Origin of the sequence: Amycolatopsis sp. cmx-4-54, from assembly GCF_046548895.1 — a bacterium.
Classification (GTDB): domain Bacteria; phylum Actinomycetota; class Actinomycetes; order Mycobacteriales; family Pseudonocardiaceae; genus Amycolatopsis.
Window position 1 is genome coordinate 111,426 of sequence record NZ_JAEBEJ010000007.1, and the last position, 24,990, is coordinate 136,415.

The window sequence follows — 24,990 nt, forward strand, 5'->3', positions numbered from 1 at the left end:
CGAAAGCTCTGAACGGTGGAGGCGACCCGATGAACCGCGGCTTTCCCCTGACCCCGGCACAGCAGGGGATCTGGCTCGCGCAGCAGCTCGACCCGGCCGACCCGGTCTACACGATCGGCTGGGTCGCCGAGCTTCGCGGCGACGTCGACATCGCCCGGCTGGGTGAAGCCGTTCGGCGGGCGGTCGCGGAGGCGGAATGCCTCCACGTCACGGTCGAGCTGGACGGCGACACGCCGGTCCAGCGTCCGGTCGCCCCCCGTGAGGTCGCGGTCCTCGACTTCACCGGTGAGCCGGATCCGGAGCGGGCCGCCGACGAGTGGGCGCGGGCCGAGCTCGCCGTGGTGACCGACCCCGGCCGGGGGCCGCTCACCGCGCACGCACTGCTCGTCCTGGCCGCGGACCGGGTCCGCTGGTTCCAGCGTTACCACCATCTGGTGATGGACGCGCACGGGCAGGCCGTCCTGACCCGTCGTGCGGCGGCCCTTTATTCCGGCACCGCCGAGGAGGTCTCCTGGCCGCTCTCCGGGCTGGCCGAGGCGGGCTACGACGCGAAGGCCGACCGCGACTATTGGTCGGGCGAACTCGCGGGCAGGCCCAATCCGGTGCGGCTGCTCGGCCGCGCGTCGTCCGGTCAGGTCCGGCTCCGGCGGCACTCGTGGGAGCTGGCCACGGCGAACGCCGGTCGCCTGCGGAAGTTCGCGCTCGACGCCGGAACGAGGCTGTCCCGTGTCGCGATCGCCGCGGTGGCGGCGTACGCCCACCGGGTGACCGGCGTCGAAGACCTCGTCCTCGGCCTGCCGGTCACCGCGCGGACCACTCGAGCCCTGCGTGAGCAGCCGGGCATGGTCTCCAACGTCTTGCCGTTGCGGCTGACGGTGCGCCCGGAGACGACGCCCGCGCAGCTCGTCGCCCAGGTCGCGGAGAAGGTCTCCGCGCTGCTGGAGCACAGCCGGTACCGCGGGGAGGACCTCGCGCGCGAGCTCGGCGCGAGCGGCGGGGTGCACGAGCTGGTCGGGTTGAGCGTCAACTACATGGCCGTGGACGGCGAACTCGCGTTCGGCGACGCGAGCGCGACGGTGCACAACCTCGAACTCGGGCCGATCAGCGACGTCGCCATCGCCGTGTACGACGCCGGTGAGGGCCGCGGGCTCCGCTTCGACTTGGACGCCGACGAGTCCGTGTCTTCCGACGACGAACTCGCCGATCATGGCCGCCGGTTCGCCGCGGTGCTGGACGCCCTGGTGGCGGGACCGGATTTGCCGCTTGCCGCGATCGACCTGCTCTCCGCCGAGGAACGGGACCGGGTCCTGGCGCTCGGGACGGCGGCCGCGGAGTCGCCGGAGGTTTCGTGGCCCGAGGCGTTCGCCCGGGTCGTGGCGCGGAAGCCGGACGCGGAGGCCGTGGTCTGCGAGGACGTCCGCATGACCTACGCGGAGGTCGACGCCGCCGCCAACCGGCTCGCCCGGCTGCTGCGGCGACGCGGCGTCGGTGACGAGGACGTCGTCGGCGTGGCGATGCCGCGTTCGGCCGATCTCGTCGTCGCCCTGCTCGGCGTGATGAAGGCCGGGGCCGCGTACCTCCCGCTCGACCTCGATCACCCCGAAGACCGCCTCGCTTACATGCTCCTCCACGCGGGGGCCGACCTCGTGGTGTCCACTGTGGAGGAATCCGCGCAGCTGCCGTCCGGTGTGGAGGTCGAACGGGTCCTTCTCGACGATTCCGGGATCGTCGCGGAACTCGCGGCGCTCGACTCGTCCACTGTGGACCTCAGCGGCATCGCGCTGAGCCAGGCCGCGTACGTCATCTACACCTCGGGCTCGACGGGCAAGCCGAAGGGCGTGGTCCTGTCCCACGACGGGATCGGCAGCCTGATCAGCACGGCGACCGAACGGATCGGCATCGGCGAGGACAGCCGGGTGGTGCAGTTCGCGTCCACCGGCTTCGACGTGACGGTCTGGGATCTGGTCATGTCGCTGTGCGTCGGCGGGACACTGATCGTGGTCCCGTCGCATCGCCGGGTCGCGGGCGTCGAACTGACCGGCTACATCGCCGGCAACGCGGCGACGCACATGATCCTGCCGCCGTCGCTGGTCGCGGCGCTGCCGGCGGACTGCGAACTGCCGAAGGGCGCGGTGCTGATCGTCGGCACGGAGACCGTCCCGCCGGAACTGATCGCGCGCTGGGCCGAAGACCTGCGGGTCGTCGCCGCGTACGGGCTGACCGAGGCGACGGTGAACTCGACGCTGTGGGCGGCTGAGCCCGGCTGGACCGGCCCGATCCCGATCGGCGTCCCGGATCCGAACACCCGCTGCTATGTCCTCGACACCGCGCTGCGGCCGGTCCCGGTCGGTGTCGAAGGGGAGTTGTACGTCGGCGGACGTGGTCTCGCGCGGGGTTACGCGGGACGTCCGGGGCTGTCGGCCGAACGTTTCGTCGCCGACCCGTTCGCCGATGGCGGCGCGCGGATGTACCGCACGGGCGACCGGGTCCGCTGGCGTGCGGACGGCAGCCTCGACTTCCTCGGCCGGACCGATCATCAGGTCAAGATCCGCGGGTTCCGGATCGAGCCCGGGGAGATCGAATCCGCGCTCGCCGCGTTCACCGGCGTCGAGCGGATCGCCGTCGTGCCACGCGAGGTCAAGCCGGGCGACCGGCGGCTGGTGGCCTACGTCGTCCCGGCCGCGGACGGATCGACGTCGCTGCTCAAGGACCTGCGCGCGCACGCGGAATCGGCGTTGCCGCACTACATGGTGCCGTCGGCGTTCGTGGACCTCGACCGGCTGCCGATCATGCCGAACGGCAAACTCGACCGCACCGCGCTGCCGCGGCCGGAGTTCGGCGCCGCCGTCACCGGCCGGGCGCCGCGTACCGAGCGGGAACGGATCCTGTGCGACGTCGCCGCGCGCGTCCTCGGCCTGGCCTCGATCGGCGCCGATGACGACTTCTTCTCCCTCGGCGGCGACAGCATCCTGTCCATCCGGCTGGTGCTGGGCGCGGCGGAACACGGCCTCGCCATCACCCCGCGCCAGGTGTTCCAGCATCGGACTCCCGAGGCGCTGGCCGCCTGCGTGGAGACCGTCGTTGTCGAGTCCACTGTGGACGAGCGGCCGCTGCTGGAGCTGACCGGCGCCGAACGCGCGGCGCTCGCCGAGTACGCCGAAGTCCTGCCCGTGACGCCGCTGCAGGAAGGGTTCTTCTTCCACGCGGAGTTCGAGGGCGGCCAGGCCGCGGACATCTACACGGTGCAGGAGGTGCTGGACCTCGAAGGCGACGTCGACACCGAGGCGCTGCGCCGGTCGGCGCAGGCGCTGCTGGACCGGTATTCGTCCCTGCGGTCCGGTTTCCGACAGCTCGACGGCGGCCGGGTCGTCCAGACGGTGACCCGGCACGCCGAGCTGCCCTGGCGTGAGGTGGCCGCCGAAGACGCCGTGGGAGCCTTCGAGGCCGATCGCGCGCGCCGGTTCGACTTCGCCCGGCCGCCGCTGCTGCGGGCGACCTTCACCCGGCTCGACGAGCGTCACGCCAAGCTGGCGCTGACGTTCCACCACATCATCGCCGACGGCTGGTCGGTCGTGGTGCTGCTCCGTGAACTGCTGGCGGGATACGGAGGCGCGGACGCCATGCTCCCGGAGCCGGGCACCCGCGCCGAGCACCTGCGGCGGCTCGCGTCACGAGATCACGAGGCTTCGCGCGAAGCCTGGGGCAAAGCACTGTCCGGAGTGGACGAACCCACCCGGCTGGTCGAGGGACGGGCCGGTGCGGCGAGACAGCCGTCGCGGTTGCAGCTGAGCCTCGGCGTACACGCGACGAAGGCGCTGTCGGCCATGGCTCGCGCGCACGGGATCACCCTGGGCGCCGTACTGCACGGCGCGTGGGGACTCCTGCTCGGTGGGCTCACCGGCCGGGACGACGTGCTGTTCGGCAGCACGGTTTCCGGCCGCGACAGCGGTGCCGCCGGTATCGAGTCGGCGGTCGGTCTCTACATCAACACGGTGCCGGTGCGGCTGCGCTGGTCGGGAGCCGAGACCGTCGCCGCCGTGCTGCGGCGACTGCAGGGCGAGCAGGCGGCGTTGCTGGATCACCAGCATCTCGGCCTCGGCGAACTGCAGCGCATCGCCGGTGCGGGGCAGGAAGAACTGTTCGACACCCTCGTGGTCGTCGAGAACTTCCCGCGTGACGACGAACGCGCGTCCGGAACCGTCCGCCTCACCGGTGTCGAGGTCACCGACGCGGTGCACTTCCCGGTCGCGGTGATCGTGACACCGGGTGAAGACCTCGAGTTCAGCCTCAAGTTCGACGCCGCGCGGATCGACGCGGTCGCGGCCGGGCAGCTCGCCGAACGGTTCGCCCGGCGGCTGGAGACGCTGACCGCGAACCCCGAATTGCCGGTCGCCGCCCTCGACCTGCTTTCGCCCGCCGAACGCGGCCGTCTGGCCGATCTCAACGCGACCTCGCATCCGGTACCCGAGCGAACGCTGGCCGAGGCCTTCGCCGAGCAGGTCGCGAAGTCGCCGTCCGCGACGGCGGTCGTGTTCAGGGACACCGAACTGTCCTATGCGGACCTCGACGCCCGCGCCGAGAACCTGGCTCGCAGGCTGCGCGCGCTGGGTGCCGGTCCCGAAGAGGTCGTCGCCGTCGCCGTGCCGAGGTCGGCCGAGCTGATGGTGGCTCTGCTGGGTGTCCTCAAGGCCGGGGCCGCCTATCTGCCGATCGACCTCGACTACCCGGCCGACCGGCTCGAATACATGCTGGCCGATTCCGGTGCGCGTCTCGTGCTCTCCGAACCCGGGACGGCCGCGCGGATCCCGGTCGTCGACGGGCTGACGCGTGTTCCCGTCAGCGGCGAGCCTGTCGACGACGTCCAAAGGGCGGCCGCCGGACCGGACAACGCCGCCTATCTGATCTACACCTCCGGATCGACCGGGCGGCCGAAGGGCGTGGCCGTCACGCATCGCGCGATCGTCAACCGGCTCGCGTGGATGCAGCACGAATACCGGCTCACGGCCTCGGATCGTGTGCTGCAGAAAACACCGTCGAGTTTCGACGTGTCGGTATGGGAGTTCTTCTGGGCGTTGTGCGAAGGCGCCGCGGTGGTCCTGGCCGAACCGGACGGCCACCGCGACCCCGCGTATCTCGCCCGGGTGATCCGGGAGCAGGAGATCACCACCCTGCACTTCGTCCCGTCCATGCTCGCCGCGTTCCTCGGCAGCGACGAGGTCACCGGCGAGTTCGGGTCGTTGCGCCGGGTGTTCTCCAGCGGCGAGGCGCTGACCGGCGAGATCGCCGCGCGGTGGCGTTCGCTCACCGGTGTCCCGCTGCACAACCTCTACGGCCCCACCGAGGCGGCCGTGGACGTCACCTTCTTCGCGAGCACAGGGGCTGAGGGCGCCTTTGTGCCCATCGGGCGGCCGGTGTGGAACACGCGGGTGCACGTCCTCGACGGCTGTCTCCGCCCGGTGCCCGACGGCGTGGCGGGCGAGCTGTATCTCGCCGGTGTCCAGCTGGCCCGCGGCTACCACGGGCGGCCGGGCCTGACCGCCGAACGCTTCGTCGCCGACCCGTTCGGCGAGCCGGGGCAGCGCCTGTACCGGACCGGCGACCTGGTGCGGCGCCGCGCCGACGGCGAGATCGAGTACCTCGGCCGCACCGACCGGCAGGTGAAGATCCGCGGCAACCGGATCGAACTCGGCGAGATCGAAGCCGTCCTCGTCGCGCTGCCGGAGGTCACGGCCGCCACGGTCGTCGCGAAGGACGGCGCGCTCGTCGGTTACGTCGTCGGCAGTGTGGACCCGGAGCGGCTGCGTGCCGCCGTCAGCGAGGCACTTCCGGCGCCGATGGTGCCGCAGGCGTTCGTCGTGCTCGACGAATTCCCCTTGACCCCCAGCGGAAAGCTCGACGTCCGCGCGCTGCCCGCGCCCGAGGTCGGCAAAGCCGCCGGCGTCCCGGAGAGTGATCAGGAACGCACCCTCGCGCGGATCTTCGCGGACGTCCTCGGCCTGGACTCCGTCGGTGCCGATGGGGACTTCTTCCTGCTGGGCGGCGACAGCATCTCGTCGATCGCCGTGTCGAGCCGCGCCCGGCGGGCCGGGTTCGAGCTGAGCCCCAAGGATGTCTTCGAGCTCCGGACCCCGGCCGCGCTCGCCGCCTCCGCCGCACCTGCCGAGCCGGTGGCCGTCGCCGACGGTGTCGGTCCCGTGCCTCTCCTTCCCGAAGTGCTCAGGCTTCGCGAGCTCGGCGACGCGATCCAGCCGGAGTCCGTGCTGCTGACCGCACCCGACGGGGCCGACGTCGAGACGCTGGCCGCCGCCCTGCAACTCGTGCTCGACCACCACGACGGCCTGCGGCTCGAACTGTCGCGGGTCGCTTCGGTGCTGTGGTCGCTCGAAGTCCGTCCACAAGGGACGGTTCAGGCGGCGGATCTGCTCCGGCACACGACCGGATCCGTCGAGGACGAATACCGCGACGCCGTTGACCGATTGCCGGACACTCTGCTGCAGGCCGTCTGGTTCGACGAGCCGGGCAGACTGCTCCTGGTCGCCCATCCGGTCCTGCTGGACGCGCGGAGCTGGACGACGCTGGCCGCCGACCTCGCGATCGCCTGGCAGGCCGTGACCGACGGCCGCCCGCCGGTGTTCATCCCGGTGCGGACGTCGCTGCGGACGATCGCTCGCCGGATCACCGGTGAAGCGCAGGATCCCGCGCTGCTCGGTGAGATCGAGCACTGGGCCGAGACCTTGGCGCCCGGCTCCGCCGAGATCCCCGGCGACGTCGCCGAACGTCGCATCACCCTGTCCATCGAGGACACCCGGACGCTCGTCGGCGCGCTCCCGTCAGCCGTGCACGGCGACGTGACCGACGTCCTTCTGACGGCGCTGAAAGTCGCTGTCGGCGGCGACCTCCTCGTCGACCTCCACGGCAGGGTCGACACGTCGGACACGGTCGGCGCGCTGACGTCGGCCCGCCCGGTGCGGATCACCGCCACCGGCGAACCGCTCGCGATGCTCAAGGCCGTCAAGGAGACCGTCCGCGAGACACCCGAGGGCTACGGCCCGCTGCGGTACCTCAACGTCCAGGCCGGCCCGTTGCTCGCCGGGCTCCCGAAGCCGCGGATCGCGCTGCGCTACGACGGCCGGATCCCGGCGGGGCGGGGGGAGTGGCAGGTCGCCGGGCACGCGGCCGTGCCGCCGTCCGGAGACCACGCCCTGCGGATCGGGGTGGCCTGCGAGGAGACCGCGGACGGGCCGAGGCTGACCGCGACGTTCGAGGGTGCGGCCGACGCGCTCGCCGACCGCTGGCTCGCGGCCTTGCGCGAGCTGGCGGCCGTGGACACGCACGCGCCGGTGGGCCTCACGCCGTCCGACCTCGAACTCGTTTCGCTGACGCAGGAGGAGATCGCCCGCGTCGAGCGGGTGAGCCCGGTGCCGGTCGCCGACGTCTGGCCGTTGTCGCCGCTGCAGGAAGGCCTGTTCTTCCACTCCAGCTACAACTCCGACCGGGTCGACATCTACACGATCCAGGAGGCGATCGACTTCGATCACCGCCTGGACGCCGACCGGCTGCGGACGGCGGTGGCCGCGTTGCTGCGCCGGATCCCGAGTCTCGGCGCCGGGTTCACCAGCGAGGGGCTGCGTGGGCCGGTGCAGTTCGTGGCGGCCGAGGTCGAACCTCCGGTGTCCGAAGTGGACCTTTCGGCCCTGCCCGACGACGAACAGCAGGCCACCCTCGACGAGCTGATGACGGAGGACCGCGCGACGCGGTTCGACCTCGGTGCCCCGCCGCTGTTCCGGCTGAAACTGGTACGGCTCGGCGACGGACGCGACCGTGTCGTGCTGAACCGGCACCTGCTGCTCTGGGACGGCTGGTCCGCCTGGCTGTTCATCGAGCAGCTGTTCGCGCTGTACGACCTCGGCGGCGACGACCGCGCCCTGCCCGCCGCCGGGTCCTATGTGGACTTCCTGCGCTGGCTGGACCGGCAGGACATCGAGGCGGCCACGAACGCGTGGCGCGAGGCACTGTCCGGTCTCGTGGAGCCGACGGTCATCGGCCCGGAAGGCCGGGATCTGGTTCCGGCGACCCCGGTCAACCTGGACACCGTGCTTCCGGCCGAACTGGGCCGCGCGTTGCGTGAGCAGGCCAGAAGGCACGGCCTGACCGTCAACTCCGTGCTCAACGCCGCCTGGGGCCTGGTCCTGTCGACCATGACCGGGCGGACCGACGTCGTCTTCGGCGCCGCGGTCGCGGGCAGGCCGGCCGCCGTGCCCGAGATCGAGAACACCATCGGCCTGTTCCTCAACACCGTGCCCACCAGGGTGCGGCTCGACGCGGGCGAATCCGTCCTCGACCTGGTGCGGCGCTTGCAGTCCGAGCGGATGGACCTGACACCGTACGAGTTCATGAGCCTCGGCGTCCTGCAGCGAGAGGCCGGGCACCGCGTCCTGTTCGACACGCTTTTCGTGCTGCGCAACGCCGACGGCGACGAGCGGCGCGACGGCCTGCGTCATCGGCACGGCATCACCGGCCTGCTGAACATCGACGCCACGCACTATCCGCTGACGCTGGTGGTGACGCCGGGCGACGAAATCCGGGTCACGGTGTCCTATCGGGACGACGTGCTCGACGCCGCCGAGGCCGCGTCGGTGCTGGATCGGTTCACGTCACTGGTCGCGCAGATCGTCGACGACCCGGCGAAACCGGCCGCCGCGCTCGCGACGGTGTCCGCCGAGGACCGTGCCGCGCTGGAGGCGGGCTGGACCGAGGCCGAGCATCCCGTCGTCGAGGACACGATCGCCGATCTGCTGGCCGTCCAGGCCGAGCGGACCCCGGACGCGACCGCTTTGGTGTCCGGCGAGGAGCAGCTGACCTACGCCGAACTCGACGCGCGCATCAACCGGATGGCCCGCCTGCTGCTGGCGAAGGGTGCCGCGCCGGAAGAGGTGATCGCGCTCGGCCTGCCGAGGTCGATCGACATGGTCGTGGCGCTGTTCGCCGTGCTGCGGACCGGCGCGGCGTACCTGCCGCTGGAACTCGACTACCCGGTCGACCGGCTCACGGTGATGCTGGAGGACGCCCGGCCGCTGTGCCTGGTGTCCACAAAGGATGTCTCGGCGACGCTGCCTGGTGACGTCCTTCGTGTGCTCGTCGACGACCACGAAGACAGGGCGTTCGACGACGGCCCGATCTCCGACGCCGAACGCCCGTTGTTCGCGCGCGGCCGCGCGGACCGGATGGACCACCCGGCGTACGTCATCTACACGTCGGGCTCGACAGGAAAGCCCAAGGGTGTCGTCACGCCGTACCGCGGCCTGACGAACATGCAGCTCAACCACCAGGGCGCCATCTTCGCCCCGGCCATCGCGTCGGCGGGCGGACGGCGGCTGCGGATCGCCCACACCGTGTCGTTCGCCTTCGACATGTCCTGGGAAGAACTGCTGTGGCTCGTGGAAGGGCACGAGGTCCACGTCTGCGACGAGGAACTGCGCCGAGACGCGCGGGCGCTCGTGGCCTACTGCGACGAGCACGAGGTCGACGTCGTCAACGTGACGCCGACGTACGCCCACCTGCTGATCGAGGAAGGGCTGCTGGAAGGGCACCGGCCGGCGCTCGTCCTGCTCGGCGGCGAAGCGGTGTCCGAGTCGGTGTGGAACCGGCTGCGGGACACCGACGGGACCTACGGCTACAACCTGTACGGCCCCACCGAGTACACGATCAACACGCTCGGTGGCGGCACGACCGACAGCGACACCCCGACCGTCGGCAAGCCGATCTGGAACACGCGCGCCTACATCGTCGACGCCTGGCTCCGGCCGGTGCGTGATGGTGTCGCGGGTGAGCTCTACATCGCGGGCGAGGGCCTGGCCCGCGGCTACCTCGGTCGCCCGGCGCTGACCGCGGAACGGTTCGTCGCCGACCCGTTCGTGCCCGGTGGCGGGCGCATGTACCGCACCGGAGATCTGGTGCGGCGCCGCGCCGACGGGAACATCGACTTCCTCGGCCGCACCGACGACCAGGTCAAGATCCGCGGCTACCGCGTCGAACTCGGCGAGATCGAGACCGCGCTCAGCCGGTACCCGGAGGTCGCGCAGGCCGCCGTCCTCGCGCGGCCGGACCCGTCGGCACCCGGTCTGCAGCGGCTCATCGGGTACGTCGTCCCGGCAGAACTCAGCGGCGACGCGCGCGCCGAGGCCGAAGCCGACCAGGTCGGCGAATGGCAGCAGATCTACTCCGACGAGTACACCGAGATCCCGACGGCCCTGTTCACCGAGGACTTCGCGGGCTGGGATTCCAGCTACGACGGCGAGCCGATCCCGCTGGAGCACATGCGGGAATGGCGGCGGGCGACCGTCGACCGGATCGCCGAGCTGAAGCCGGAACGGGTGCTGGAGATCGGCGTCGGCACCGGTCTGCTCATGGGGCAGATCGCGCCGCTCGCGCGGGAGTACTGGGGTACCGACCTCGCCGCGCCGGTGATCGCGAAGCTGAACCGCGAGCTGGAACAGGATCCTGCGCTGGCGGCCAAGGTGAATCTGCGTGCGCAGCCGGCGCACCTGTTCGACGGCCTGCCCGGCGGCCGGTTCGACACGATCGTGATCAACTCCGTCATCCAGTACTTCCCGAGCGTCGACTACCTGACCGACGTCATCACGAAGGCGATCGGCCTGCTCGCGCCCGGCGGCGCGCTGTTCGTCGGCGACGTGCGTAACCTGCGGCTCGCCCGCGCCTTCCACACCGCGATCCAGCTCACCCGCGCCGACGCGACCTCCGACGTCGCCCAGGTGCGGCGCGCGATCGAACGCGGTGCCGCGCTGGAGAAGGAACTGCTGATCGACCCGGACTACTTCCTCGCGCTCGCGCGGCGGCTTCCGGATGTCGCCGCGCAGGTCCGGATCAAACGGGCCCGGCTGCACAACGAGCTGAGCCGGTACCGCTACGACGCGGTCCTGGTGAAGGAACCGGCCGAAACGGTGTCGGTCGCGCAGGCGCCACGACTGTCTTGGGACGAGGTCGGTTCTCTAGCCGCGCTTGAGGAGCGCCTCACCGGCGTGGAAACGCTGCGGGTGAGCCGGATCCCGGACGCCCGGCAGGCTCCGGAGGTCGAGGCGACGCATGCGCTGGACACCGGCGCGCCGCTCATCGACGTCCTCGCGGTGTTCCGTGCCTCGCGTGGTGTGGAGCCCGAAGACGTGCACGAACTCGGCGACCGGCTCGGGTTCCGGGTGTACTGCACCTGGTCGGCCGAGGGCGCGTTCGAGGCCGTGTTCGTCCACAAGGGACAGACGGACGCGCTGGTCACCGGTGTGCATCAGCTGGTCTCGGCCGGAACGAAGCTGGCCAAGTACGCCACGAGCCCGACGGCCGCCCGCGGCGGCGGCGAACTGGTGCAGCGCCTGCGGGACAGGCTCAAGACGGAACTGCCGGACTACATGGTCCCGGCCGCCTTCGTCACGCTGGGCGCCCTGCCCCTGACCGACAACGGCAAACTCAACACGCGGGCGCTCCCGGACGCCGAGCAGACAGTGCGGCTCGCCGAAAGCCGCCCGGCCGAGACCGTGGAAGAGGAGACGCTATGCGCGCTCTTCGGCGAGGTCCTCGGTGTGGACGGGGTCGGCGTCGAGGACAACTTCTTCGATCTCGGTGGCCATTCCCTGCTCGCCACCCGGCTCATCAGCCGGGCCAGGACCGAACTCGGCGCCGAACTGGCCATCCGTGACCTGTTCGAGGCCCCGACGGTGGCCGAGCTGGCCGCTCGCGCCGGTGGTGGCGAACCGGCGCGGCCGGCGGTGGTCCGCGCCGAGCGGCCCGGACGGATCCCGCTGTCGGCGTCTCAGCGCAGCCTCTGGCTCGTGGACCGGATGAAAGCGAACGCGGTCGCGTACAACTTCCCGCTGACCTTCCGGTTGCGCGGCGACCTCAACCTCGACGCGTTGCGTGCGGCGCTCGGCGACGTGCTCGGCAGGCACGAGGTCCTGCGAACCGTGCTCGTCGAGCACGACGGGGAGCCCTACCAGCGCGTTCTCGACGCGCCTGGGATCCCGTTCGCCGTCGAGGAGTGTGACGAGGACGGTCTGGCCGGGCGGATCGCCGAACTGTCTCGGACGCCGTTCGATCTGGCGACGGAGATCCCGGTCCGGCTGCGGGTGCTGCGCCTCGGCGACGGCGACCACGTGCTCTCGCTGGTCCTGCACCACAGCGCGACCGACGAATGGTCCGACCGGCCGTTCCTGGACGACCTGACCTCGGCCTATCGAGCCCGTCAAGCGGGTGAGGCTCCCGTGTGGACGGACCTCCCCGTGCAGTACGCCGACTTCGCGTTGTGGCAGAGGGACTTCCTCGATCAGCGCGGAGCCGCACAGGTCGCCTTTTGGGCCGATTCCCTGCGCGGGGCGCCGGACGAGCTGACCTTGCCGCTGGACCGCCCCCGTCCGCTCCAGCCGACGGGCAAGGGCGGAAAGGTCAAGTCCCCGCTGTCGGAGGAACTGTCGGCCGCCGTGCGCGACCTGGCGGCGAAGGCGGGTGCGAGCCCGTTCATGGTGCTCCAGGCGGCGGTGGCCGCGCTGCTGCACCGGACCGGCGCCGGAGATGACATCCCGCTGGGCGCCCCGATCGCGGGACGAACTGACGAACGACTAGAGCAGCTCGTCGGATTCTTCGTGAACACGCTGGTGCTGCGGACCGATCTGTCCGGCGAGCCGACGTTCGGCGCCCTGCTCGACCGGGTGCGCGAGGCGGATCTCGCCGCGTTCTCGCACGGCGATCTGCCGTTCGAGCGCATGGTCGAGGAGCTGAACCCACCGCGGGTGCCGGGGCGCAACCCGCTGTTCCAGGTGATGGTGGGCTACCACCGGCAGAGCGACGCGCACGACGTGCTGGGCCTGCCCGCCGAGTGGTTCGAGATGGACACCGGCATGGCGAAGTTCGACCTGCACTTCACGATGGTCGACGACGGCAGCACCACCACGCTGATGCTGGAGTACGCCGAAGACCTCGCCGACGAGACGACGGCCGAACGCTTGCTCACCCGCCTCACGTCGCTGCTGAAGCAGGTCACCGCTGAACCGGCGCGGCCCGTCGCGACGCTCGACGTGCTGATCGGTGACGAGCGCGCGCGGGTGACCGAGTGGAACCGCACGGCTCGTGAAGTCCCCGTCACGACGTTGCCGGAGTTGTTCGAGGCGCAGGTGGCGCGGACTCCGGACGCTCCCGCCGTGGTGTTCGAAGGCGCGGGACTCTCGTATGCCGAGTTCGACGCCCGCGCCAACCGGTTAGCGCGGTGGCTGGTCGAGCAGGGGGTGGGCGCGGAGTCGGTGGTGGCGGTGTCGCTGCCGCGGTCGCTCGACCTGGTCGTCGCGCTGTACGCGGTGCACAAGGCCGGTGGCGCTTACCTGCCGGTCGACCGCGACTATCCGGCTGATCGCATCGCGTTCATGCTCGAAGACGCGGCGCCGGCGGTCGTTCTCGATGAGCTGCCTGCGTTGGACGGCTACTCCGGCGGGAGTCTGGGGCTGGACGTCGATCCGTCGTCTCCGGCGTACGTGATCTACACGTCAGGTTCGACGGGACGGCCGAAGGGTGTGGTGGTGCCGCATTCCGGCATCGTGAACCGGTTGTTGTGGATGCAGGACGAGTACGGCCTGACGGCCGATGACCGGGTGTTGCAGAAGACGCCGTCGAGTTTCGACGTGTCGGTGTGGGAGTTCTTCTGGCCGCTGATCACCGGCGCGACACTGGTGGTCGCCAAACCCGAGGGCCACAAGGACCCGGTGTACCTCGCGGAGCTGATCCGCACCGCCGGGATCACCACCGTCCACTTCGTCCCGTCGATGTTCGCACTGTTCCTGGAGACAGCGGTGTGTACGGGCCTGCGGCGCGTGATCTGCAGTGGTGAGGCGTTGCCGTCGGAGCTGGCGGCCCGCGTGGATGTCCCGCTGTACAACCTCTATGGCCCGACCGAGGCGTCCGTCGACGTGACGGCCTGGCGGGCCGGTGCCGAGACGACGCCGTCGGTCCCGATCGGGCGTCCGGTGTGGAACACGCGGACCTACGTGCTGGACGCGCGGCTGAACCCGGTCCCGCCGGGTGTCCCCGGTGAGCTCTGCCTCGCAGGCGTGCAGCTCGCTCGCGGGTATCTGGCCAGGCCGGGGCTGACCGCCGAGCGGTTCGTCGCCGACCCGTTCGGCGGCCCGGGTGAGCGCATGTACCGCACCGGGGATCTCGCGCGCTGGTCGGACGACGGCGTGCTGGAGTTCCTGGGCCGCGTCGACGACCAGGTCAAGATCCGCGGCTTCCGGGTCGAACTCGGCGAGGTCGAGGCCGCCCTGACCGCGTCCGAGGCTGTCTCGCGAGCCGTGGTGGTCGCTCGCGAAGACCGACTGGTGGCTTACATCGTCGGCTCGGTCGAAGGCCTGCGGGAGAGGGTGGCGGCGAAGCTGCCGGAGCACATGGTGCCGTCGGCGTTCGTCGTGCTCGACGAGATCCCGTTGACCCCGAACGGCAAACTCGACCGCAAGGCGCTGCCCGCGCCGGAATTCGCGACCACCGAAGGCCGCGAGCCGCGGAACGCGCGGGAAGAGGCGCTGTGCGCGCTGTTCGCCGACGTGCTCGGCGTGGACCGAGTCGGGATCGATGACGGGTTCTTCGCGCTCGGCGGGCATTCGCTGCTGGTGATGCGCCTGGTCAGCCGGATCTCGGCGAGTATGGACGCCATGGTTTCGGTCCGCGACGTCTTCGACGCCCCCACCGTCGCCGCGCTGGCCGAACGGCTCTCGGACCCGTCCTCGCAACCTGTCCTGCGTGCCGGGAACCGGCCGGACGTGTTGCCGCTTTCGCCCGCGCAGCAACGGTTGTGGTTCCTGTACCGGCTCGAAGGTGTCACCTCCACCTACAACATCCCGCTCGCCTGGCGCCTGCACGGCGAACTGGACACGGACGCGCTGCGCGCGGCTATCGGCGATCTCGTCGAGCGGCACGAACCACTCCGGACCGTGTTCGTCGAAGAAGGTGGCGTCGCGGCGCAGCGGATTCTGGCCGACGCGCGTCCGGAAGTCCGTTTCGAGGCGGCCGGAGACCTTCCGACGCAGTTGGCGGCCGAGGTCGGTCACGGATTCGCCCTCGACGAGGAACTGCCGATCCGGGCCATGGTCTTTGTCGTCTCGCCGACTGAACACGTCCTGCTGCTGGTGATCCACCACGTGGCGACGGACGAGTGGTCACAGGGGCCGCTGATGGCGGACCTCGCCACCGCATACGAGGCTCGTGCGGCGGGCATCGCTCCACAGTGGACTGACCTGCCAGTCCAGTACGCGGATTACGCCTTGTGGCAACGCGAACTGCTCGACTCGACGGCTTACGGGCACCTCGGTTTCTGGCGGGAAGCGCTGGCGGGTCTGCCGGACGAGCTGGACCTGCCCGTCGACCGTCCCCGTCCGGCGGAGTCAAGCCACCGCGGTGGTCTCGTCACCTTCCCGATCGACGGCGGGCTCACCGAGCGCCTGCGCGCGGTCGCCCGGCGGCACGACGTCAGCATGTTCATGCTGGCGCAGGCCGCGGTCGCGGCGCTGCTGCACCGGCTCGGCGCCGGGGACGACATCCCGCTCGGCGCACCGAGTTCCGGCCGCGTCGACGAACGGCTGGAGCCGCTGATCGGCTTCTTCGTGAACTCGCTGGTGCTGCGTACCGACCTGTCCGGCGACCCGGCGTTCGATGATCTGCTCTCGCGGGTGCGCGCGACGGATCTCGCCGCCTTCGAACACCAGGACCTGCCGTTCGAGCGCCTGGTCGACGCGGTCAACCCGGAACGCTCGCTGGCCAGGCACCCGTTGTTCCAGGTGATGGTGGTCTACCTGCCCGAATCGGGCGACGGGCTGAAGTTGCCCGGTCTTCGCGCGGAGCAGGAGGAGTGCACGCAGGGCGTCGCCAAGTTCGATCTCGAGTTCGGGTTCCTGGAGAACGGCAGTGACGCTGGCGGGATCTCGGGCGCCATCGAGTACAGCGCCGATCTTTTCGACCACGGCACGGCCGAGTCGTTCGCGCGACGGCTGGTCGCCGTTCTGGACCAGGTGGCCGCCGATCCCGCGATCCCGGTCGGTGCACTCGACGTCCTCGGCGAGGACGAGCGTGCCCAGCTCGGGCGCTGGAACGACACCGCGCACGACGTCCCGGCGACCACGCTGCCCGAGTTGTTCGAGGCGCAGGTGGCGCGGACGCCGGACGCTCCCGCTGTGGTGTTCGAGGGTGCCGAGCTGTCGTATGCGGAGTTCGACGCGCGGGCGAATCAGCTCGCGCGATGGCTGATCGAGCAAGGTGCGGGTACGGAGTCTGTGGTGGCGGTGTCGTTGCCGCGGTCGCTCGATCTCGTGGTCGCGCTGTACGCGGTGCACAAGGCGGGCGCGGCGTATCTGCCACTCGACACGGACTATCCGGCCGACCGCATCGCGTTCATGCTCGAAGACGCGGCGCCTGCGGTCGTTCTCGATGAGCTGCCTGCTTTGGACGGCTACTCCGGTGAGAGTCTGGGGCGGGTCGTGGATCCGTCGTCTCCGGCGTACGTGATCTACACGTCGGGTTCGACCGGTCGGCCCAAGGGTGTCGTGGTGCCTCACCAGGGCATCGTGAACCGATTGCTGTGGATGCAGGACGAGTACGGCCTCGCCGCGGACGACCGCGTGTTGCAGAAGACGCCGTCCAGTTTCGACGTGTCGGTCTGGGAGTTCTTCTGGCCGCTGATCACCGGCGCGACACTGGTGCTCGCCAAACCGGACGGCCACCGCGATCCGGCGTATCTCGAAGCGCTGATCCGTGACGAGCGGATCACGACGCTGCACTTCGTCCCGTCGATGCTGGAGGCGTTCCTCGCCGAAGAGCCGTCGTGGCACGGCGTCCGCCGAGTCCTGTGCAGTGGCGAGGCGCTGTCGCCGGAACTGGCGGCTCGCGTGGATGCCCCGCTGCACAACCTCTACGGACCGACCGAGGCATCGGTGGACGTGACCTCGTGGGAGGTCGTCGATGACACTGTCCCCATTGGCCGTCCGGTGTGGAACACCCAGGTGCACGTGTTCGACGCCCGGCTCCGGCCGGTGCCGCCGGGCGTGGCGGGGGAGTTGTACCTGGCGGGCGCGCAGCTCGCGCGCGGCTATCTCGGCCGGGCGGGGCTGACCGCCGAGCGGTTCGTGGCGAACCCGTTCGCGCCAGGGGAGCGGATGTACCGCACGGGCGATCTCGCGCGGTGGCGGGCCGACGGCGCGCTCGACTATCTCGGCCGAGCCGACGACCAGGTCAAGTTGCGCGGTTTCCGGATCGAGCTGGGCGAGATCGAGTCCGTGCTCTCCGCGCGGGTGGTCCTGCGAGAGGGCAGGCTCGTCGCCTACCTGGCGGGGGAGGCGGACGTCGAAGAAGCCCGGCGACTGGCCGAGGCCACTCTGCCGGAGTACATGGTGCCGTCCGCGTTCGTGGTGCTGGACGCGTTCCCGTTGACGCCCAACGGGAAGCTCGACCGCAAGGCGCTGCCCGCGCCGGACTTCGCCGACGCGGTGACCGATGACGCCCCGCGCACACCGCGCGAGGAACTGCTCGCGTCGCTCGTCGCCGGTGTGCTCGGGCTGGACAAGGTGGGCGTCCACGACGACTTCTTCCGCCTCGGCGGGGACAGCATCGTCGCGATGCAACTGGTCGGCCGCGTCCGGAACGCCGGGCTGCTGCTGAGCCCGCGTGACGTCTTCCGGCACCGGACCGTCGCGGCCCTGGCCGAGGTCAGCTCGGTGCGGCTCGACGCGCCCGCGACCAGGAAGCCGTTGGTGGAGCTCGACGCGGCCGAACGCGCGGAGATCCTCGACGTCGCGCCGGACACGGCCGCGGTGTGGCCGCTGACGCCGTTGCAGGCCGGGCTGCTCTTCCACGCGACGATGGATGGCGAAGGACCCGACGTCTACACCGTCCAGGTGTCGTTCGATCTCGATGGGCCGCTCGATCCGGCACGGCTGCGTGACGCCGCGCAGGCGCTCGTGGACCGGCACGCCATCCTGCGCACCGGCTACCGGTACCTCGCGTCCGGCCGCCCTGTCGCCCTGGTGGCGCGTTCGGTCACCGTTCCGTGGCGTTTCGTCGCTTCGGCGCACGATGCCGAGACAGAGCCGGCCCACGACCGGCGCCGCTTCGACCCCGCCACCGCGCCGCTGCTGCGGTTCCTGCTTCTGGCCTTGCCGGACGGCCGGCACCGGCTGGTGTTCACCCACCAGCACGTGCTGCTCGACGGCTGGTCGGTACCGCAGCTGTTCGCCGAGCTGTCCCAGCTGTACGCCGGCGCCGAGCTGGCGCCCGCCCGTCAGTTCCGCGACCATCTCGGCTGGCTCGGGGAGCAGGACCGGGAGGCGGCGGAAGTCGTGTGGCGGCAGGCGCTCGACGGCCTGACCGAGCCGACGCATCTCGTCCTCCACGATCCGCAGCGGATCCCGGCCCTGCCGGAGCGGTTGTCGCTGGAAGTGCCGGAGCAGGCGACCGAGGCACTGTCCGCGGTGGCCCGATCGCGTGGTCTGACGCTGAACACGCTCGTCCAGACGGCGTGGAGCATCGTGCTCGGCAGGCTGACCGGCCGGTCGGACGTCGTGTTCGGCGCGACGGTCGCCGGGCGTCCGCCCGAACTGGCCGGCGTGGAGCGGATGATCGGCTTGTTCATCACCACGATCCCGGTGCGGATCGCGCTCGACCCCGCCGAAAAGCTGGGTGAACTACTCGACCGGGTCCAGGACGAGCAGTCCGGTTTGCTGGCGCACCAGCACTTCGGGCTCGCCGACATCCAGCGTGTCGCCGGGCTGGGGGAGCTGTTCGACACGCTGATGGTGTTCGAAAGCTATCCCGGCGCGGACGAGGACGAGACCGGTGCCGGGTTGCGCGGGGAGATCGTGCGTCACGAGGACTCCACGCACTATCCGCTCACCTGGGCGGTGGAACCCGGCACGCGGCTGAAGCTCACCGCCGAGTACCGCGCCGGCCTGTTCGAAGCCGGTCTGCCGGAACGGCTTCTCCCCGCGATGGAACGCGTGCTCGCCGCGATGGTGTCCGATGTGGACGCTCCGGTCGGCAGGATCGACATCCTGGCCGAGGCTGACCTAGAGCTGATCGTGCGGGAGTGGAACGACACGGCGCTCGCCGTCGAACCGTCCACTGTGGCCGGTCTGTTCGAGGACCAGGTGCGGCGCTCGCCCGACGCGACGGCGGTGGTGTCGGGCGAGTTCGCCTTGACCTTCGCAGAACTCAACGAGCGCGCGAACCGGCTCGCCAGGGCCTTGGTCGCCCACGGCGTGGGACCCGAGGACTTCGTCGCCTTGGCGTTGCCGCGTTCGGCGGACGTGCTGCCGGCGATCCTCGCGGTCCACAAGGCGGGTGCGGCGTACCTGCCGCTCGACCCGGACTACCCGGCCGAGCGGCTGGCCGCGATGCTCGCCGACGCGCGGCCCAAGGTGATCCTGACCGAGCCCGAGCTGCTGGAGTCGTTGCCGCGGAACGAAATCGAGACGCTGGCGCTGTGCGCGCTCGTCACCGAGGACCGGCAGCCGCACGACCTGACCGACCGTGACCGGATCCGCCCGCTCGACCCGGAGCATCCGGCGTACGTGATCTACACGTCCGGCTCGACCGGGACACCCAAGGGGGTCGTCGTCCCGCATCGCGGCGTGGTGAACCTGTTCCACAGCCACCGCGCCACCCTGCACCGGCCCGCGGTCGAGGCCACCGGCAAACCACACCTGCGAGTGGGACACGCGTGGTCGTTCTCCTTCGACGCCTCTTGGCAGCCACAGCTGTGGCTGCTCGACGGGCACGCCGTGCACATCGTGGACGAGGAGACCCGGCGCGACCCCGAACTGCTCGCCGCGATGATCGACCGCGACGGTTTCGACTTCATCGAGGTCACCCCGTCGTTCTTCGCGCAGATGGCGGACGCGGGGCTGCTCGACGGCGACCGGTGCCCGCTCGCCGTGATCGGTGTCGGCGGTGAGGCGGTGCCCGAGAGCCTGTGGCACCGTCTGGCCACTTTGGACGGTACCGAGGCCTTCAACCTGTACGGGCCCACCGAGTCCACAGTGGACGCCCTCGTCGCGAAAATCGGCGACAGCGAGAAACCGCTGGTCGGCAGGCCGGTCGCGAACACCCGCGCCTACGTGCTGGACGCGGCACTGCGGCCGGTCCCGCCCGGCGTCACCGGTGAGCTGTACCTCGCCGGTTCCGGTCTCGCCCGGGGGTACCTCGGGCGGGCGGCGCTGACGTCCGAGCGGTTCGTGGCGGATCCGTTCGGCCCGGCGGGAGCCCGGATGTACCGGACCGGCGACCTCGCCCGCTGGACCGCGGACGGACGGCTGGACTTCGGCGGGCGCGCCGACGACCAGGCGAAGATCCGCGGCTTCCGGGTCGAACCCGGCGAGGTCGAGGCCGTGCTCGAACGGCACCAGGACGTCACGCAGGCGGTCGTCCTGGTCCGTGAGGACCGGCCACGGGCCAGGCAACTGGTGGCGTACGTGGTGTCCACTGTGGGCCGGGAGGAGCTGCGGCGGTTCGCAGCCGAGGCGCTGCCGGACTACATGGTGCCGTCGGCGTTCGTCTCGCTCGACACGCTTCCCGTGCTGTCGAACGGAAAGCTGGACCGCAAGGCACTGCCCGCGCCGGACTACACGGAGCTGGCAGGCGGCCGGGCACCCGAGACCGAACGGGAGAAGGCGCTGTGCGCGCTCTTCGCGGAGGTGCTCGATGTGCCGGAACTCGGTGCTGACGACGACTTCTTCGCGCTCGGCGGGGACAGCATCGTCGCGATGCGGCTGGTCAGCCGGGCTCGCGCGGCCGAGCTGAAGATCACCCCGCACGACGTGTTCGCACGCCGGACCGTCGAGGCGCTGGCCGAGGTCGCCGAGAGCATCGAGCACGACGGCACGGTCGCGCTCACGCCGATCATGCACGCGCTGCGCGAACTCGGCGGCCCGATCGACGGTTACCACCAGGCGGCGTTGCTGCGGACGCCGTCCGGGATGACCGTTGACCAGCTGAAGACCGTGCTCGGCGCGGTCGTCGCGCGGCACGACATGCTGCGCGCGCGGCTCGACCGGTCGGTGGACGGCTGGGCACTCCGGGTGGTCGAATCCGCCGACGTGCGCATCGACCGCGTCGACCGCGTCGACGTCGGGGACGGTGATCTGTTCGCGCTGATCGAGCGACAAGCGGAGCCGACCCGTGCCCGGCTGGACCCGGACGCCGGGGTGATGCTGAGCGCGACGTGGTTCGACGCGGGGCCGTCGGCTCCTGGGCGGTTGCTGCTGATGATCCATCATCTCGCCGTCGACGGTGTGTCGTGGCGGATCCTGCTGCCGGACCTCGTTTCCGCCTGGGACGCGGTCGCGAACGGCGGGGCGCCGGAGCTGTCTTCTGTGGACACGTCGTTCCGGCGGTGGTCGCGTGCTCTGTCCACCCAGGATCGGGCCGGCGAGCTGGATCAGTGGAAGTCGGTGCTGGCCGGTGGGGATCCGATCCCGCTGGACCGGCCGCTCGACCCCGCGCGAGACGTGGCGGCGACCGTGAAGAAGGTGTCGCTGACACTGCCCGCCGAGCGGACGGCTCCGCTGCTGTCCCGCGTCCCGGCGGCGTTCCGGGCGACGATCAACGATGTCCTGCTCACCGGTCTCGCCCTCGCGGTCGCCCGGTGGCGCCGGGACGGGGGACAGGCGGTGCTCGTCGACGTCGAGGGGCACGGCCGCGAAGAGGAACTGGTCGCCGGTGCGGATCTTTCGCGGACGGTCGGCTGGTTCACCAGCGTCGTCCCGGTGTGCCTGGACCTGGGTGACCTCGACCTGGACGACGCGTTCGCCGGTGGAGCCGCCGCCGGTGAGGCGCTCGAACGGGTCCGGGCCCACCTCGACGGGTTGCCGGACGGCGGTATCGGGCACGGTCTGCTTCGGTACCTCGACCCGCGCACCGGTCCTGAGCTCGCGAAGTACGCGAAGCCGCAGATCGAGTTCAACTACCTGGGCCGGATCGGTGTCCCCGAGGCGACCGATTGGTCGTACGCCGCGGAGGCCGAGGCAGCCGAACTCGGCCCTGACGACGGGATGCCGGTCTCGCACGCGCTGACGGTCAACGTCCTGGCCGAGGACCTTTCCGGCGGCCCCGAACTGGGCGCACACTGGTCCTGGCCGGAGGCCGTGCTCACCGAAGACTCGGTGCGGGAACTCGCGGAAGGCTGGTTCCTCGCGCTGGACGCGCTCATCCGCCGGGCTGATTCACCGGCCACGAAGAAGGAGAACAAGGAATGACGAACCCGTTCGAGAACCCCGACGGCACGTACTTGGTGCTGGTCAACGACGAAGGCCAGCACAGCCTGTGGCCCGAGTTCGTCGAGGTCCCGGCGGGCTGGACCACGAAGTTCGGCCCCGCTTCGCGTCCGGAGTGCCTCGAGTACGTCGAAACCAACTGGACGGACCTGCGGCCCGCTTCGCTCGTCAAGGCCATGGAGTCCTGACGCTCAAGTCCGTGAAGGCCTCCTTGAGGGACCCAGAGTCCCTCAAGGAGGCCTTCACGGACTTGCGTTGTTCAGAAGCGCGACCGAATCCGGCCATAAAACGTGAGTAGCGTTCGGGTTATGGATCGAAGAGCGTTCATGGTGACCGCCGGCGGTGCGGCGGCAGGGGCGGCGATGCTGCCGGGTCAGGCGGAAGCGCAACCCCAGACACAAGGGAAGTGGGGCCCGCACGGGCCGGTCGTCCGCTTCAACGTCCTCAGCGACATCCAGGGCGACCTCACCGACTTCGGCAAGGCGCTCGACGACCTGCACGCGATCAACCCGGGCAGTGCCGGGCTCGGTATCGCGGGCGATCTCACCCCGCGCGGTTACGACTTCGAGTACGCGCAGCTGCGCTCGACCTTCGACAAGCACCCGCATCCGCGCGAGGTCGCGTGGGCGATCGGCAACCACGAGTTCTACGTCCCGAAGTGGCGGGACCCCGACACGCTCGCTCAGGAGACCTGGCCCAACGGGACGACCGAGGATTCCCTTTTCCGCAGCTTCTACCGGTTCGCGGGCCGCAACACCGTCTACTCCGAGTCGTCGTTCGGCGGTGTTCCGGTGCTCTGCCTCGGAACCGAGCAGTACGCGAAGTACCACGACCCCAAGCTGTGGGACGAGGTCTGGATGAGCGACCGCCAGTTCACCTGGCTCGAACAACGCCTCCGGTACTGGGCGAACCGGCGCAGCCCGGTGATGGTGCTGACGCATCATCCGTTGCCCAACACCGTTTCCGGCACGCACAACAAGCTCTACCGGTCCGACTATCTCCAGCCCGACAGGCTGCTGTCGATCCTCGGCCGGCACCGGGACGTGTTCCTCTTCTCCGGGCACACGCACTGGGATCTGAACCTGTCGGACTGGGTGGTCCGCCGCGTGGTGCCGGGTACCGGAAACCTCGAAGGGTTCACCGTCGTCAACACCGCTGCCGTGCAGACCGGCTGGACGGACGACGGCAAGGGCGGGGAAGTGTCCCTCGGCGGCGCGTTCAACCAGGGGCTGCAGGTCGAGGTCTCGCCCGGCTCGGTGGTCATCAAGGCCCGGGACTTCACCACCAAGACGTGGCTGAAGCAGATCACCGTTCCGCTGCACAACTCCTGGGGATTCCCGCACTGAGGCGCACCTGGCGTCTGGGGAGACAGGGTTGCGAAAGTGGCTTTCGCAACCTTCAACGTTGCGAAAGTGGCCTTCGCATCACGTCCGGCCAGGCATGCCCTCCCAGAGGGACCTCGAACTACATGAAGGCCTCCTTCCCTCGGCTCAGCCGAGGGAAGGAGGCCTTCACGCGCACTGCAAACGGGTTCAGTTGGCCGGTTTGACCTCGGTCTTCGGGTCACCGTCGACCGCGGCGGCGAGCTGCGGGACGATCCGGTCGATCACGTACGGCAGGCTCAGCACGGTCACGAAGGAGACCGCGCTGCCATAGGTGCCTTCGTTCTCGATGAACACCTCGCGCTTCTCCTTCGCCACCTTCAGGCCGCTGTAGAGCACGTCCTTGCCGAGGATCTCCTGCGCCTTGGCCGGGGTGTCGATGAGCCACACGAGCGCGTCGCGGTCGAGCAGGTCGGTCCGCTCGGCGCTGAGGCTCTTGCCGAACTTGTCCCCGATGGCGGCATCGAGATCCGCGGGTAGTTTGAAACCGAGCGATTCGAGGATATGCGAGCGCCCGTCCTGGCTGCCGTAGACGAAGTAACCCTCGTAGGTCGACGCCATCAGGGCCGACTTGCCCGCGAACTCCGGGTGGTCCTTGCGGACCTGGGCGAACTTGTCCTCGACACCCTTGACGAGTTCGTTCGCCTTGGTGGAGCGGCCGACGGCCTGGCCGACCTTCTTGGTCGCCTCGTTCCACGGGATGCCGTAGTCGTTGTACTCCTTGGGCTGGGCGACGACCGGGACGCCGATCTGGCTCAGCTTGTCGTACTGCTCCTTGGTGAGCCCGGAGTACAGCGCGATGATCAGATCCGGCTTGAGCGCGGCGATCTTCTCGTACTGCGGCCCGTCCACGTCCTTGAGGACCTCGGGCAGTGCGGCGCCGCCGAGTTTGCCGGTCGCCCACGGGCCGATGGTGCCGGGGAACTTGCCGAGCCACTCGGTGACGCCGACCGGGACCACGCCGAGCGCGAGCAGCGCGTCCTGCTCGGTCAGGCCGACCGTGACGACGCGTTTGGGCTCCTGCGTGACGGTGGTGCTGCCGTACTTGTGCTCGATCGTGGTCGGGAACGCGTTCGCGTCGACCGCGGATCCGGCGGAGTTCTGCGCGGCAGGGGTGGCCGACTCGCCGCCTCCTCCGCACGCGGTGAGCGAGGCGGCCAGCACCAGGGTGGACGCCAGCAGGCCGGCGGTCTTCAGGCGCCCGCGCACGGCGGAGAGGGTGGGGATTCGGGCCATCATCCGTCCTTCGTGATCGGCTGTCCGGCGGAATACCGGATTAATCGAGGATCAGGTTTGGCTAACCTAAG

4 protein-coding genes are annotated in these 24,990 nt (G+C 70.4%); 3 read left to right on the forward strand and 1 reads right to left on the reverse strand.

What is annotated here, in order from left to right:
* Nucleotides 1-29: 29 nt before the first annotated feature.
* The 3 genes from ACLJQ7_RS23965 (at nt 30) to ACLJQ7_RS23975 (ending at nt 23,647) form a co-directional block, all read left to right on the forward strand.
* Nucleotides 30-22,283, forward strand: a complete 22,254-nt coding sequence (locus ACLJQ7_RS23965; RefSeq protein ID WP_410650413.1) for a non-ribosomal peptide synthase/polyketide synthase — start codon at nt 30-32, stop codon at nt 22,281-22,283.
* Complete coding sequence (locus ACLJQ7_RS23970) at nt 22,280-22,489, forward strand: MbtH family protein (protein WP_007029404.1); 210 nt, start codon at nt 22,280-22,282, stop codon at nt 22,487-22,489. Before ACLJQ7_RS23965 ends, ACLJQ7_RS23970 begins: the two co-directional genes overlap by 4 nt.
* 120 nt (nt 22,490-22,609) lie before the next feature.
* A complete protein-coding gene (locus ACLJQ7_RS23975; protein WP_410650414.1) occupies nt 22,610-23,647 on the forward strand; it encodes a metallophosphoesterase family protein in 1,038 nt (345 codons plus the stop codon).
* A 186-nt stretch (nt 23,648-23,833) separates the two neighbouring features.
* Here ACLJQ7_RS23975 and ACLJQ7_RS23980 read toward each other — a convergent pair whose 3' ends face one another.
* Nucleotides 23,834-24,919, reverse strand: coding sequence for an iron-siderophore ABC transporter substrate-binding protein (locus tag ACLJQ7_RS23980; protein ID WP_410650415.1), 1,086 nt, complete (start codon nt 24,917-24,919; stop codon nt 23,834-23,836).
* Between the last annotated feature and the right edge of the window lie 71 nt (nt 24,920-24,990).